10 protein-coding genes are annotated in these 15267 nt (G+C 62.7%); 2 read left to right on the top strand and 8 right to left on the bottom strand.

Going from position 1 to position 15267, the window contains the following annotated elements; translation table 11 throughout:
• Nucleotides 1-220: 220 nt before the first annotated feature.
• The 7 genes from tnpA to guaA form a co-directional block, all read right to left on the bottom strand.
• Nucleotides 221-592: an IS66-like element accessory protein TnpA gene (gene tnpA / locus CCA01S_RS15105; protein WP_084386255.1), complete on the bottom strand. Its 372-nt coding sequence runs from the start codon at nt 590-592 to the stop codon at nt 221-223.
• An 82-nt stretch (nt 593-674) separates the two neighbouring features.
• Nucleotides 675-7253, bottom strand: coding sequence for a P-loop NTPase family protein (locus tag CCA01S_RS00295; RefSeq protein WP_066452619.1), 6579 nt, complete (start codon nt 7251-7253; stop codon nt 675-677).
• 40 nt (nt 7254-7293) lie between these two features.
• Complete coding sequence (locus CCA01S_RS00300) at nt 7294-7818, bottom strand: helix-turn-helix transcriptional regulator (protein WP_066452621.1); 525 nt, start codon at nt 7816-7818, stop codon at nt 7294-7296.
• 4 nt (nt 7819-7822) lie between these two features.
• Complete coding sequence (locus tag CCA01S_RS00305) at nt 7823-8098, bottom strand: hypothetical protein (RefSeq protein ID WP_066452623.1); 276 nt, start codon at nt 8096-8098, stop codon at nt 7823-7825.
• The gene (locus tag CCA01S_RS15515; protein WP_146030652.1) at nt 8098-8292 is read right to left on the bottom strand and encodes a hypothetical protein; all 195 of its coding nucleotides are present in this window, start codon (nt 8290-8292) and stop codon (nt 8098-8100) included. The genes CCA01S_RS00305 and CCA01S_RS15515 overlap by 1 nt, the downstream gene beginning before the upstream one ends.
• A gap of 11 nt (nt 8293-8303) precedes the next feature.
• The gene (locus CCA01S_RS00310) at nt 8304-9560 is read right to left on the bottom strand and encodes a tyrosine-type recombinase/integrase (protein WP_066452625.1); all 1257 of its coding nucleotides are present in this window, start codon (nt 9558-9560) and stop codon (nt 8304-8306) included.
• Between the two features lie 310 nt (nt 9561-9870).
• Nucleotides 9871-11463 (bottom strand): glutamine-hydrolyzing GMP synthase, encoded by a 1593-nt coding sequence (guaA, locus tag CCA01S_RS00315; protein WP_066452626.1) that lies wholly within the window; start codon nt 11461-11463, stop codon nt 9871-9873.
• A 217-nt stretch (nt 11464-11680) separates the two neighbouring features.
• Here guaA and CCA01S_RS00320 point away from each other — a divergent pair, with 217 nt between their 5' ends.
• Together CCA01S_RS00320 and CCA01S_RS00325 are read left to right on the top strand one after the other, a co-directional pair.
• Nucleotides 11681-12916 (top strand): YbfB/YjiJ family MFS transporter, encoded by a 1236-nt coding sequence (locus CCA01S_RS00320; protein WP_066452628.1) that lies wholly within the window; start codon nt 11681-11683, stop codon nt 12914-12916.
• Between the two features lie 42 nt (nt 12917-12958).
• The gene (locus CCA01S_RS00325; RefSeq protein WP_066452630.1) at nt 12959-13696 is read left to right on the top strand and encodes an alpha/beta fold hydrolase; all 738 of its coding nucleotides are present in this window, start codon (nt 12959-12961) and stop codon (nt 13694-13696) included.
• Nucleotides 13697-13783: 87 nt separating this feature from the next.
• On the opposite strand, the gene guaB is transcribed toward CCA01S_RS00325, so the two are convergent.
• Nucleotides 13784-15244 carry an IMP dehydrogenase gene (gene guaB / locus CCA01S_RS00330; protein ID WP_066452632.1) on the bottom strand — a complete coding sequence of 487 codons (1461 nt, stop codon included), beginning with the start codon at nt 15242-15244 and terminating at the stop codon, nt 13784-13786.
• Between the last annotated feature and the right edge of the window lie 23 nt (nt 15245-15267).

The raw sequence follows: 15267 nt of genomic DNA on the forward strand, positions 1-15267 counted from the left end.
AAGCCCGGCTGTAATAGCCGGGATACGGGCTGCGACATCGCCCGACGCGAAAGCGGGCAGACTTCCGCAAGGTCATTCATGGCGAGAGAAGATGATTAACCGTTGTACGAGGAAAAGCAGATGACGACGAACGATGCGCAAGCATCGAGCGTTGGTGCGTCCTCGCCCGATGCTCGGATGTCCACGGGCTCGGCGGCGAGCCAGATCCGGTCTACCCGAATCATCGGAACAGCTCGCGCAGCCAGGCCGCGCAGTCGTGGGCATCCCGCACCGGCCAGCTGACCTGCGCTTGCAGGGCACCGCGCTGCAGGTGGACTTCGATCACGGTCGCAGCTTGTGTGTTCGGGCGCGGTGACACCGCAGCCTGGGAAGCGGCAACAACGGGAACGAATACGGGCGCGTTCGGCAGCGCTAACTCACCGCCTCGGGCCTCACGACGCCAGCGCTGCACCATGTTCGGGTTCAGGCCGTGGGCGATAGCAATGCCCGAGACCGAAGCGCCTGGCTCACCGCAGGCTTGCAGAATCTGCGCCTTGAATGCCGCGCTGTGCCGACGTCGCGCCGGACGAGGTGTTGAAGTGTCTGACTCCATGGATAGTCCCCACTAAAAGTGAAGTGGGGACTATCGACTGTTCGCTATGCCCCTTCAAGATGCGTTCGCCGGACAGATACCCTTATTCGGACGACAGGCGTTCGATGACTATTCGATACTGCTCCTCGCTAATCGGTGGATCGTTGCGCCGAGATAGCCATTCATCGGGTAGGCCGGCGATCGCGCGGAACCGCGGATAGAAATCGTGCCGCCGATTGGGGTCGAGCGTAGCAAGAGCCTCCTTGGCTTGTCGAGAGAGGCCTCGCGGCGACCAACTCTGGCCGCGCTTATCGATGACGACCACCAGCGAGCGATGGGTAAATCCGCTGGTGTCCCCGGCACGGCCACTCGACTTTCCCCTATGATATTTCTGGAGCGTAAGTAAGACGACAAGGCTACGCTCGGATATCTTGAGCAGGGAAAGCAACACGTCACGATTGACGAGCAAGCGGTATCCAGTCTCACTCCAGGCGTACTCACCGCGTCCGCCATCAGCACCCCAGGCTTCGGCGCGATACGCTCTTCTCCTGTCGATTGACCAGCGACGGGTCGCCTCATCATCCGAGACAGTCCCCAACAGATCTCGCGACCAATCCGATGGGAAAGGCCTGTCGAGTGCGGTTACCGCGCCATAAGGATCATGCCGATCGAGCTGGCGCTCGGTGTTCGATGTCTTTGCAACCCACGGCTGAATCGTGTGCCCGTCGCTGCCGAAGTGACGGGAAATCTCGTCTTCATCGTCAGGCAGCCATCTAAAGAATGCTTCAGCCGAAAGCACAGTCATGACCACCGCTCGTGCATCGCTCGCATTCGCTAGTACGCTTTGAAGCATGACTGTTGTGTCTCGCCCAATCGACCAACGTCCCACGACCGGGAGCCAATCCGCCGCTACTTTGCCGTCCAGCAAGCCAAGCAACGGTGCCAGCAGATTGCTGTCTTCGCGGATGGTGCCTTTCTCACCGCTCTCCGGCATGGGCATGCCCGCCTCCTTGGTAAGGTCGAGCGGAAACGGATCTGTGAGATCGGCAAGCCAAAGACCGTCGCTTCTTGACAGCGTGTATTCCTTCAGGAACGCGGCCCAAGCATCACCACCCCAGTCCTCGCCGACAACCACCCGTGTCGCCAGCAACTCGCCAGCGACAAGCATGAGTGCATGCCATCCGAGATACCCCCCATACCGATCTCGGTCCGGAACATATCCCGATGACCAAGATGCGTCATCGCTTCCGCCACGTGGGCAATCGTACATTCCTCGGACGGTTGTGTCCCAACGCCGCACCCACGCGCTGATGCGGTCTTCCACCTCCCAGCCTGGACAAGCGAAGACATGGCACAAGCGCTCGACCTGGTATTTGTTGAAGTCGTAGTCGAGGTGGAAGCCATCCTCTAATTGCGGCGAAGCGTCTGGTCTGGGTGCATACCGGAACTCGCGATAGTCGGCCCGAGGAGCCGATGGGAAGGACGACTGGTTTGCGAGGCCAAGCTTGGCGATCAGAGCTTCGCGCTCTTCGGGTGCTAGTGCAGGCGCAAGCTCGCGAAGTACGTCTATCGCGAACGTACGCATGACAACATGCGGAAACTCAGCGGAAAAGGCGATTCGCTCGAAGAACGCGCGATGAGGGACAAATGAGTGGGCAGCGTCTTTCGCTACGCGAGCGAGTGCGATCAACATCCAGAGCTGCGCATGCATTACGTAGAAAGGCAGCTTCGCATCACCGAAAGGCAAACTCGAAGTAGATTCAAAGCGATCGATCAGTCGTTCAATGACATCGAGTCGTCCGGCCACCACTAATCGCCGCACCGCATGGGCCGCGCGCCAGCGCATGGCTGCGACGGGATGGCCAAGCCTCGCCCACACCAGCCCTGCCACGAACACGGCCTCGTCGGACGGAACCGCAAAACGCGCATCCCACGGTCCGTCCCCAACTTCGGGCGGCAGCTTTTCATCTGTATTCGCCAGAAACCGTTCGAGGCCCTCCGCTATGGCGCTGTCACTGACATCAGAGGCCAGTTTCGCGGCAAGCGCGAGCCAGGCATTACCACCCAGGCTGTCCGCGGTATTCCGTAGCGCTGCAACGACATGCTCGACAAGAATGGCGCGGTCGGCATGAAAATGTTGCTCTAACCCCCACCAGGCGCCCCACGCATCGGTGCCTGAGCTGGTGAGTTCGGTGGCGTGCTTGGTCGCCAAGCGTAGACCCAGGTCAGGCAGAGCATCACGCATCGCCGCCGACGACCTACCCCACTCATCCAAATAATCATCCAACGCGCGGATCTTGTCAGCAAGCGTGGCCGCCGTTGCTTCAACGACCGCGCGAACGAATCTGAGGCGCTCGGCGGGAGAGCTTGCTCGCTTGGCCAGATCGACCAGTGTCCGGACCGGCCAGCGCCGCCCCGACTCGTCAATCTTCTCGTTGAGGATCTGACGGTCAATGCCGTCCGGAGTCGTGAGGTCCACCGGGAAGGCGGGCGGTAGCTCCGCCGCGGTCGGCGGGGGTATGACCGCTTGTGATTTGGACTTGGGGCCTAGGCGAGCAAGCAGGCCTTCGATGCGTGCTCGAGCTCGGGAAGCGGCAGGAAGGCTGCGCTCAGCGAGGTTTTGTAGCCGTTCGATCGTCTCCCGTGCTGGGGACAGTTGATCCTCGCGATCGATCTCGATCAGCAGGAGATCAAAGAACCATTCCCGTCGTTCTTTAGGCAGGCGGCTAATGATCTCTGACGCGAAGTCCGAGACACGCCACGTCCAGGTTTCGACCGGTGCAGCCAAGCCAAACAGAGCGACGGCGGCTTCGACAGAAAGCTTCGAGTCACGAACGAGGACAGTTAATGCGGGGCCGAGTGACAGTCCGAGCCGAACAGCGTCGCGATCGTCCAGCCGTGCCAGCGTAGCCAACGTCGCCCGCCCAGCGACCGGCACCATCGTTTTCGCGTATTCAGTCCAAGGGAATTTGCCATCCTCGTTCTGATTCAGCTCAAGGATACGTGCCAAGGTATGCGCCGCCGCCGGCGGTAGTTCGGGACCCGAATAGCGGCCGGTCAACTCCAGCAAGTGGTTGGTACGATCGAAGTCATCCGAGCCGATAGCCTCGGCAAGATCGAGCGCACGGCGAAAATAGGCCGCGGCCTCGTCAGTGCTTACTCGCCAGACTGCGCGAGCGAGACTACCGTAGGCTGAGATTCTGGATCCGACATCGGTATCGAGCTGGATCCTGCGTTCAACATGGCCGGCAAGGAGGAGTGCAGCATCATGGCATTGGGGAACGCATGACAGTCGAGCAACCACATTGGTCAGCTCCGGCGTGAATAGGCCTGGCGCACTCGCTGCCCACTCGACCATGCGCTTCGCAAGGGTGGCATTGAGCGCACCTAACGCGTCGGCAAGATCGAAAATGACTCGGAAACCGTTCCGTGCGAGATACGCCTTCCCGTCCCGATACGGATAGTCGGATGACTTCTCAACATCACGGACAAGCCGATCAAACGCCGCGGCCACCATCTCATCCCGCATCTCTCCATGGGGCGGGCGAATGATGTCGGCGACATCCTGCGCATAGTTCAGCATCGGTTGTATCCGGCCGCTAAGCGTGCGCGAATAGTCCGATCGCTTCTCCTCATCGAGTCCGCCACGCCGCTTCCGTCGGCGCCGAGTGCCATCGAACGTCGGAGCGGCCAGCTTCTGGTCAAGTACCCGGCTGAAGGTCGCCGCGCCCCGCGACCGAGCGCTTGTAGGCACCAGTTCGATGAATTCCGTCGGCACTAGGTCGATCAAAGCGGCGCGCTTCCGGCTCAAGGCGGCTCGAACACCAGCGGCCAGCACGGTCACTTGGACCGTGCGGTCAGCCGGATACTGACTTGAATAGTCATAAATGCCAGGCGACGTAAGTGCAGCTCCAGCGAGGATGCTTGCTGCCTCCTTTTCCATGCCGAGCTCTATTGCCAGCGCCGATGCCAGTACGCTGCCCATCGCCAAGTCTCCGCTTTTGCCATCCGCAGAAGCTGCCGCAGCAAGTGCCGCGACAAGTCTTCCGGCGTGGGATGGATCTCGGCCGACGAATGGAAGCGCGGCGGCGTAGAGTGCGCGAGACGGCAGTCGGCAACGCAACAGCCGCGTTGCGATGCGCGTCTTGGGCGGATGCGTCGAATGCTGGTGTCGATCCAGGAGATCGAACAAGTCCTGAAATTTGGCGAAGGCCACACCGTCGTCTCGACGGGCAAAGAACTCTGCGACGCGCACGTCATTGCCTGCCAGCATCTCTACATAGGCGAAGCCCACATCGTCCCACTGCCTGGAGATGCTCGATTCGTTAAAACGTGTGCTGCGTCTGGTATGCGCGGCCCAATTGTGCCAATCGATGGATCGCCGAGCGTGGCGACGGGCCTCGTCTCGGTCACCAGCGAAGACGTTTGCAAGCGCAAGAGCGGCGTGCTTCCCCCCAGGCCAGCCAACGTGGGTCGCGGAAAGCCGTCGCAAAGCTTCGGGGTCGCCTGTCACGGCGGCGAGATCAGGATGCTCGTAAAGGAAGCGGTCGGATCGCTCATGGCCCGCGGCAACGAGCGACGCTTCCAGCAGCAGGCGCAGAAGATCGTCGCGCCGGTTCAACTGCCCCGCCAATGCTATCGCGGCAGTGATTCGCGACAGACGGATGTCGCGTATGCTTACCTGTGAAGCGCCCGGAGGAACGCGCAGGTCGTAGGCCAGTTGGATGAGCCGATCGGCATCGCGTAGCGAGGTGAGCAACGCGGGTAGTGCCCGGGCTGCATAGTTTGAAGTGAGCTGGCGTTCTTGGAGAGCGGCGAGAATGCGATCTCGGCCCGCTTGGCTCGCGCCGTAGCTCGATCGGATCAGGGTCTCGGTCGGTTCGTCTCGGAACATCAACCCGTGTGGCGTCCTCTCAAGCAAAGGGGCTAGGTCAGCCGCGAAACTCTCAACCTGCTCCGTGATCAAGCCGTGTGCTACAGCCAGCTCTTCAATGGGAACTGGAGGCACCAACAAGGCAATGCCTGTGAGCAGGAGATCAATGTCTGCATCGCTTGCACCGCGAGCGCGTGCGGCTTCGCGCGCTTCGGCAAGACGCTTGCGAAGCAGCACGTCAAGCAGATCTTGCTGCTCTCCCGGGGCGTCAGGAAAAGACACGGGGTCAAACGGCCGTCCAGTCGCTATCAGGTTGTCGAGACAGCGGGGATTGCGACCGGATCGTGTCAGCAAAGCGGCGATCTCGTCAGCCGAAGCGTCCGGTACGCGTCGCTCAACGAGGGAACGCACTTCCGCGTCAGTGAACAGCGGAACTGCGAAAGACCGGTGCGAGGCACCCCCAGTTGCCAGCGCGAGCCGTTCAGGCCGGCACGATGCGACAAGGCGAGCGCCGTCAATCGGATCAACGCTGATGCTGCGCATGAGAAGGTGTGCGAACGATGATGTCGCGGTATCCAGCGCGGCAAGCCCGGCGTGGTCGATCGCGTCGAGCACCAGTGAAACACATGCATCGCTGCGAGTTCGCCGAGCTGTTTCCACCGCCTGGGCGAGCCGTCGGCGGAACGCCCTCAGCAAGCTCGTGACATCCGCCACAGGCAACAGAATGTCGCACAGCCCCTGCCCGGCCATGAGATTGGCAAGATGGACAAGCGTCCTTTCTGGGCGGTGCCGGCCGTCGGCAGGATCCCGCCAACGGCCGGCGCCAAAGCCATCAAAGAGCACCACGGGGCCATCAGCTCGCAATCGGTCAGCGAGGCCTTGCATCAATACCGTCTTGCCCATCCCGCCAGCGGCATGAACAACAAGAGGAAGACCAGGTTCGCGGGCGAGAGTTGCAATGTCACCAAGAACGTCGCGCTGAATGACGACATCAACCTCGGGAAACGAGTCAGGCGTGGGATACAGGCGATCCTCGTGTCCCACGCCCAACTCAGCCAGAACCGCTACCCGATCAACTCGTTTGTCCGTCTCGCTACCGGGGCCGGCCTTGATCCTGATGAGATTCCTCAGCTTGAGCAGGCGTTTCTCCGCATCCGGATCCCCTGGTTCGCCCCATGCGGCGAGCGTTGTGGAAATCGCACGCTCCGCCTCGGTCAAGCTTCCCTTGCTGCCAGCCAACTCCAATCGCCGCAGCAGGTCAGCAATGGGATGGGGGTAGTCTTTCAGGGTTTGTGCAATCCGCCCTGCTTGGCGGGCAATATCACCAGTTTCTTGTGTACCCGCGACGACCGCTGAGATTGCCTTCGCCAAGTTCTCGTGGATGGGCCTGTTCGTTGCAAACTCATAGCGGACCACGGCGAGAACATGATCATCACCATGGGTCGCCCGCAGCTCGGCATCGGTCGTGGCAAACTTGCCAAGAGTCGATGCTAGGTCAGCAGCGCGAACTGCCGTGTCAGCGCTTGCGATCGAATACTTGAACTGGACGACCTCGACTCGATCCGCCCGTGCAACATCGGTTGCGCCGTAGTACCGGACAAGATCGGCAATCTCTACCGCGCCAGTCCCCAAACTCTGCTCGTCTTGCTCGTCGAAACCCTCAAGCGTGATCGCTGTAAGGTCGGTGGATGGAGGAAGGAGTTCAAGAGCGGTGCGTGCGGCCCAAGCTTCATGAAAAGCATGGCCTGCCTTTGACGCTCGAACTTTGTCGATTTCTATTGGCGTTGTGCTGGTATCGTCATCACTCATGATCGGCTTGATTCACATAATCCATGCGGTCGTATCTGCGTCACCCAACCAAGACTTCCAGTGCCTTGGACGCCGAACGCGGCAAGCGTCGCCCCTCCTTCGCAAGATTGACCTGCAAGGCTACACGTGCTACGTCCAGCACATCCTCGGCCAGCGAATAACTGCCCTTGGCCTGCAACCAGGCCAGCACATCCACCAAGTGCCAGATCGAAGTGCTGCCTTCGTGCACCGGGGCCGGAAAACTGCCCGAATGGGCCAGCATCAGCTTGCGCATGTTCTGCCGCGACATGCCCACGATGTCCGCCACGTCGGTCAGCCCAACCAGATCCGGCGCCACTTCAATCAGCGTGGCCGACGGCACGGCACGACGCACATCCGCCAGCGCACTGCGCACGGCAGCCTCCGCGTTGGCCGCGTCGCGGGTGAACTCCAGCGCCAACCGTCCTGGTTGCCCGATACCGACCAAGGCATCGTCGCAGCCGGCTTCACCCAGGCGCTCGACCAGCGCATCCGAGTCGCGGTCGTCAGCGGCGAGTTGGTACTTCAAGGTGAAGGTGTATTCCATCGCGCTACTCCTTGGCACCATCGTAAGCCTCGTGCTGCCTGCGGTGCGTGGTGCAGTTGTCCACGACGCGCCGCAAGGCACGAGCGTGGTTTCCGGGGTTCTTCGGCGTGCTCCACACACTGGTAATGCAGAACTCGCCGCAGCGGCATTCCTCATCGTTGTACGGGCAGTAAATCCGCCCCCAGGCATGGCTGCCGCCGACTTCGACGCGCCAGCCCTGCCCTTCGGCGTGCCTGAGAGCTTCCTCGACCACTTTCTTCGGGTGTGAGGGGCGAGCCATCAGTAGCCTCCAGTATGAGGATGGGTCACGAAGTTGTCAAGTGACAACCAACCCAAGACAGGATCAGGCCGCGTCCCGCCCAGTCCAACCAGCGAGAAGTTCAGATTTCCTGGTTTTCGATCACTCACAGTGACCTTTTCACCAAAAAAGTAAACCTGACGCAGCCCAGCAAAGACCAATTCGAAGCGAACCATGGTGCGGCCCCCTACGCGATCGCGCTCAACGCCGGCACGACCACGTTCCTCGGCATCAGCTTCGGTATGTAGGTCTGTCCGGCACCCCAGGCATCGACCAGGTTGGCCCACTCTTGCAGCATGTGGCGCCGCTGCTTGGCGTACTCGGCCTTGTTGTAGACCGAGCGGGAGGAACGCCCCTCCTCGTGCGCCAAGCACTTTTCGATCCAGTCGCGGTTGAAGCCGATTTCGTTCAACAGCGTCGAGCCAGTACGGCGGAGGTCGTGGACGGTGAACGGCTGCAACGGCAGACCTTTGGCCTTGGCGCCTTCCGCCACGAGCATCGTGATGCGATTCAAAGTCGCATTGGACATGCACTTCAGTGGATCGTAGCGAGAAGGGAAAACGAAGCTTGAGCCCGCCGCGCAGGCGTGCAGCGTGACGAAAATGTCGAGCGCTTGAGTCGACAGGTAGGCCACGTGTGGGTTGCGCCCCTTCATCCGCTGCTTCGGAATCGTCCAGGTCTTGCGCTCGAAATTGACCTCATCCCAGGTGGCTTGAATCAATTCGCTCTTGCGCACCAGCGTCAGCAGGATCAAGCGCAGCGCCAGCTTGATGGTCGGATAGGTCGCCACCGACTCCAACTGCTGCACCATCAGCCGGATTTCCAGCGGCGACAGGGCGCGATCTTTTGGGACGAAGGTCGCGATCGACGACGCCCGCACGCTGTCGGCGGGGTTGTCCACCTTTTCGCCGTGGGCGATGGCGTAGACGTAGACCTGCTTCACGATGTCACGAATCTGCACCGCCGTGGCCGGCGCACCGCGTTCCTTGACCTTGTTGCACAAGGCCCGCAGGTCCTCGGGTTGGATTTCGATCAGCAGGCGGTTGCGGAAGACCGGCAGGATGTCCCGGTCGATGATGTGCTTGCGCATGGCGCGGGTGCTGTCGGCCAATCGGGCATTGGTCAGCCATGTGTCCAACGCCGTGCCGAAGGTCTCGATGGCGGTCACCCGGCGTTTGGCACGCTGCTTTTCGAGCGCAGGCGACACGCCCTGGAGCACGGTCTTGCGCGCTTCCAGGAGCAGTTCACGCGCCATCGCCAGCGAGATGCCGCCGGGGCCGTAGCGTCCGAGGGTCAGCGTCTCGCGGCGACCGTGGAGGCGGTAGTCATAGCGGAAGGTGACGGTACCGCTGGGCGATACCGTCACGTACATTCCATTCCGATCAGAAGCCTTATAAATCTTGGACTTAGGCTTCAGGTTACGCAGTGCAGCGTCGGTGAGCATCGTGGTTTCCTCCGGCTTGTGACGGCTTTACCGTCAGGTTTTACCGTCAGGGACCAGGAAACATGTTGATGCTCGGAAAGCCGCATGACACCAGCATTCCAGAGGTGGCTTTTACCGTCAAAGACGGTAAAAGTCTGAATAGTCAACGAGCGGGTCTTAATTCAGCCTCGATTTTTACCGTCAGCACTATCGCCAACTTATTTTGCTGGCCGGCGATAGCCACCGATAGCTGCCGTGACGCATCTTCTTCTAAATCAACACGTTACGTCAGTTTTTCGATAGCTGGCGATAGGCCTCGAGGGACCTAAATTCACTCCCACTCAATCGTGGCAGGCGGCTTGCTCGACACGTCGTACGTCACGCGATTGATACCGCGCACTTCATTGATTATGCGTGACGACACCTTTTTCAGCAGCGCATACGGCAGCTCGGCCCAGTCGGCGGTCATGAAGTCGGTGGTCTGCACCGCCCGCAGGGCGACGACGTAGTCATACGTGCGGCCATCGCCCATGACACCCACGGACTTCACCGGCAGGAACACCGTGAATGCCTGCGAAGTCAGGTCGTACCACGACTTGCCCGTGGCTTCGTCGATCGTGTTGCGCAGTTCGGTGATGAAAATATCATCCGCGCGGCGCAACAGGTCGGCGTATTCTTGCTTGACCTCGCCCAGGATGCGCACCCCCAGGCCGGGGCCGGGGAAGGGATGGCGGTACACCATCTCGGGCGGCAGACCCAGGGCAATGCCCAGGTGACGCACTTCGTCCTTGAAGAGTTCGCGCAGGGGTTCGAGCAGCTTCAGGTTCAGAGTGTCGGGCAGGCCACCCACGTTATGGTGCGACTTGATTGCCACAGCCTTGCCGGTTTTCGAGGCGGCGGATTCGATGACGTCGGGGTAGATCGTGCCCTGGGCGAGCCATTTGGCCGACTTCAGCTTGGCCGATTCGGTCTGGAAGACCTCGATGAACTCGCGGCCGATGATCTTGCGTTTGGCTTCGGGGTCGGCGACCCCGGCCAGCTTGCCCATGAACTGCTCGCTGGCATCCACATGGATGACGCGAATGCCCAGGTTGCGGGACATGGTGTCCATCACCTGCTTGGCCTCGTTCAGGCGCAGCAGGCCGTGATCGACGAAGACGCAGGTGAGCTGATCGCCGATGGCTTTGTGGATGAGCGCCGCCGCGACGGATGAATCGACCCCCCCCGACAGCCCCAGGATGACCTCATCGGAACCCACCTGCTCGCGGATGCGGGCCACGGCTTCGGTGACGTAGTCGGGCATATTCCAGTCGCGCGTGCAGCCGCAGATTTCAGTGACGAAGCGCTGCAGAATGGCCTGGCCCTGTACCGTGTGCGTGACTTCGGGGTGAAACTGAACAGCGTAGAAGCCGCGGGCTTCGTCGGCCATGCCGGCGATGTCGCACGAAGGGGTGGAGGCCATACGTTTGAAGCCCGGCGGCAGCGCTGTGACGCGGTCGCCGTGACTCATCCACACCTTCAGCATGCCGTGGCCTTCGGGGGTTTCAAAGTCTTCGATACCGGCCAGCAGGCGCGTATGGCCATGGGCGCGCACCTCGGCGTAGCCAAATTCGCGGTGGTCGGAAAATTCGACCTTGCCACCCAGCTGCTGCGCCATGGACTGCATGCCATAGCAGATGCCCAGCACGGGCACCCCGGCCTGGAAGACTGCGGCGGGCACCTTGAGGGAGTCGTCGCCGTAGGCCGACGCATGGCTGCCCGACAGGATGATGCCTTTCAGGCCGCTGCCCTGCTGCTCGCGGATGAAGGCGTCGCTGACGTCGCCGGCGTGGATTTCACAATACACGCCGACGTCGCGCACGCGGCGGGCAATGAGCTGGGTGACCTGTGAACCGTAGTCCAGGATGAGGATGCGCTGATGCATGGTGATGCTCTGGGAGGCTGTTCAAGGCGTTAATGTAACCCATGCGCGGTTGCGCTTCCACGCACAATCGCGAGGCCACCCCCTATCGGGGCCACACAGTTGCCGACGCGCGGCTGCTGACAAAGACCCGGTACAACCGTTACAGTAAGTACGTCCGCGCCGGGCGCAACCGCCCACGGCCAGGCACGACCCGACCAGCCATCAAAACCGTCCGCCCATGACCGTACGTTCCCACTTCGTTTCCATGCCTTTTGCGGGCCTGCTGGCCCTGGCTGTCGCCATGGGCATCGGCCGCTTCGCCTTCACCCCCGTGCTGCCCATGATGCAGGCCGACCTCGGCACTACCCTGGCGCAGGGCGGCTGGCTCGCCAGCGCCAACTACCTCGGCTATCTGCTGGGCGCCTTGCTGGTCACGCACCTGAACACCTCGCCCGCCTCGCTGCTGCGCTGGGGCCTGTGGCTGGTCGTGCTCACCACGGCGGCCATGGGGGTGGATACTCACTGGGCGGGGTGGCTGATCTGGCGCCTGCTGGCGGGCATTGCCAGCGCCTGGGCACTGATCGGCACGGCGTCTTTGTGCATCGCGCGGCTCAACGCCAGCGGGCAGGCCGAACGCAGCGGCGTGGTCTTCGCGGGCGTGGGCTGCGGCATCACCTTTGCCGGCCTGGCCTGTATGATCCTCACACTGTCCAACACCAGCGCCTCGCACGCCTGGCTGTGGCTGGCCGCCGCGGCGCTGCTGGGTCTGGTCGGGGCATCCATGCTGTGGCGCACGCCGATCACCGAAGCGCCGCCGCAGCCCGCAGCAGCGCCGCAGCCCGCCGCGGCGCAGCAGGCCGCCACAGCCAAGGAAGACACCAAGGAAGGCGCGCCAAATGCCGTCACGCAGGCGCCGCCACTGCACTGGGGGCTTATCCTCTGCTACGGGGTGTACGGGTTCGGCTACATCCTGCCGGCCACATTTCTGCCCGCCCAGGCGCGCCTGCTGGTTCCCGACCCTTGGCTGTTCAGCCTCGCGTGGCCGGTCTTCGGCATCGCCGGGGCCTGTTCGACGCTGGTCGCCAGCCGCCTGGCCCGCCGCTTCGCGCGGCCCCAGATCTGGGCCGGAGCACAGATCGTCATGGCGGTGGGCGTCCTGATGCCCGCCGTCTGGCACGCGCTGCCCGCCATCCTCATCGCCGCGCTGTGCGTGGGCAGCACCTTTATGGTCATCACCATGGTGGGCCTGCAAGAAGCGCAGGCCGCCGTCGGTGCCGCCGGGGCCAAGCGCCAGATGGCCGCCATGACGGCCTCGTTCGCCCTGGGGCAGCTGATCGGGCCGATCTTCTTCAGCCTGACGCACCAATGGTTTGGCGCACCACTGGAATTTGCTCTGGTCATGGGCACGCTGGGCCTGGTGGCGGGCGCCCTGCCCATCTTGCGGCTGTCTACGCGGCAACCCGACGCGGCCTGAACAAGGCTGCGCGTACCAGGCCCACCCTCACAGGAGACTGCCATGACACCCAGACAATCGAACACCTACGTCCTCGTGCACGGCGCCTGGCACGGGGGCTGGTGCTGGACGCGGGTGGCCGAGCGCCTGCGCCAGGCGGGGCACACGGTTCGCGCCCCCACGCTACCCGGCCTGGCCGAACGCCAGCGCGAGCTGTCGGCGGCCATCACGCTGGATGACTTCATCCAGAGCATTGCCGACGCGCTGCAGCAGCAAGACCTGCAAGACGTCATCCTGGTGGGCCACAGCTTTGGCGGTCTGGTGATTTCAGGGGTGGCCGATCGCCTGCGCACACGCATCCGGCAGCTGGTGTTGCTGGACGCCTTTCTGCTGCGCAACGGGCAATCCACGCTGGACACCCTGCCCCCCGCGCTGGTGGCCAAGCTCGAACACAAGGCGGCGGACACGGGCGGCATCCCGCCCCTGCCCGCGGACGGCTTTGGCCTGAACGACCCGGCGGACATCGCCTTCGTGCAGGCGCAGCTGACGCCGCAGCCCATCGGCACGTACCGCTCGACGTTCACGCTGCGACACCCGCTGGGCAACGGCCTGCCGGTCAGCTACATCCGCTGTACCAGCCCCGCCTTTGCCGGCGTGGCCGACTGCCAGCAGTGGGCTCACGCGCAGTACGCGCAAAAATGGCAATGGATCGACCTGGTCGCCGGGCACGATGCGATGATTTCCGCCCCCGATGCCTTGACGCAGTTGCTGCTGACTATCCCGGATCAAGCCAGACCCTGAAAGGTAAAGCGGCCAACACCGCGCAGGGGGTGTTGGCCGCTTGATCAAGAAGATCCGGCAAGGATCAATCAGGGATCAACCCGGACATCAATCGGCCCGGTAGTTGGGCGCCTCTTTGGTGATCTGCACGTCGTGCACGTGCGATTCGCGCACACCCGCGGCGGTGATTTCGACGAACTCGGCCTGGGCATGGAGGTCGGCGATGGTGCCGCAGCCGCAGTAGCCCATGGACGCCCGCACGCCACCCACCAGCTGGTAGATGATGGCGATGACGCTGCCCTTGTAGGGCACGCGCGCCTCGATGCCTTCGGGCACGAGCTTGTCAACGTTGTTGCTGGGGTCCTGGAAGTAGCGGTCGGCCGAGCCGTCGGCCATGGCGCCCAGGCTGCCCATGCCACGGTACGACTTGTACGAGCGGCCCTGGAAAAGCACGACTTCGCCGGGGGCTTCTTCGGTGCCCGCGAACATGCCCCCCATCATGCAGGTGGATGCCCCGGCAGCCAAGGCCTTGGCCACGTCGCCCGAGTAGCGGATGCCGCCGTCGGCGATGAGCGGCACACCCGTGCCGTCGAGCGCCTGGGCCACGTCGGCGATGGCGGTGATCTGCGGCACGCCGACACCGGCCACGATGCGCGTGGTGCAAATGGAGCCCGGGCCGATGCCCACCTTGACGGCATCGGCACCGGCTTCGACCAGCGCGCGCGCGGCGGCGGCCGTGGCGATGTTGCCGCCGATGACCTGGATGTTGGGATAGTGCTTCTTGACCCAGCGCACGCGTTCGATGACGCCCGCCGAATGGCCGTGCGCCGTATCGACGACGATGACGTCCACCCCGGCGGCAGCGAGTTTTTCGACGCGTTCGTCGGTGCCTTCGCCCACGCCCACGGCAGCGCCCACGCGCAGCTGGCCTTGCGCATCCTTGCTGGCCAGGGGGTGTTCGGTGTTCTTGACGATGTCTTTGACGGTGGCCAGGCCGCGCAGCTGGAATTTGTCGTTGACGATGAGCACGCGCTCGAGGCGGTGCTTGTGCATGAGCGACTGGGCTTCTTCGAGGGTGGCGCCTTCGCGCAGCGTGACCAGGCGGTCTTGCGGCGTCATCACCTCGCGCAAGGAAACGTCGAGCCGGTCTTCAAAGCGCAGGTCGCGGTTGGTGACGATGCCCACCAGTTTGCCGCCCTCGACCACCGGCAGACCCGAGATGCCATGCTGGCGCTGCAGCTCGATGGCGTCGCGCACTTTCATGGTGGGGGTGACGGTGACCGGATCGATGACGATGCCGAATTCGTGGCGCTTGACGCGGGCGACCTCGCGCGCCTGTTCGTCGGCGGTGAGGTTTTTGTGGACGATACCGATACCGCCTTCTTGGGCCATGGCGATGGCCAGGCGCGATTCGGTGACGGTATCCATGGCGGCGGAAACTAGCGGGATGTTGAGCTGGATGCCACGGGTGAGTTGGGTGTTCAGGCGCGTGTCGCGCGGCAGAACCTGGGAAAAGGCCGGAACCAGAAGAACGTCGTCAAAGGTCAGGGCTTTCTTGATGAGACGCATGGAAGAACTCCGCACAAAGATGG

Source organism: Castellaniella caeni NBRC 101664 (assembly GCF_001592225.1).
GTDB classification, from domain to species: domain Bacteria; phylum Pseudomonadota; class Gammaproteobacteria; order Burkholderiales; family Burkholderiaceae_B; genus Castellaniella; species Castellaniella caeni.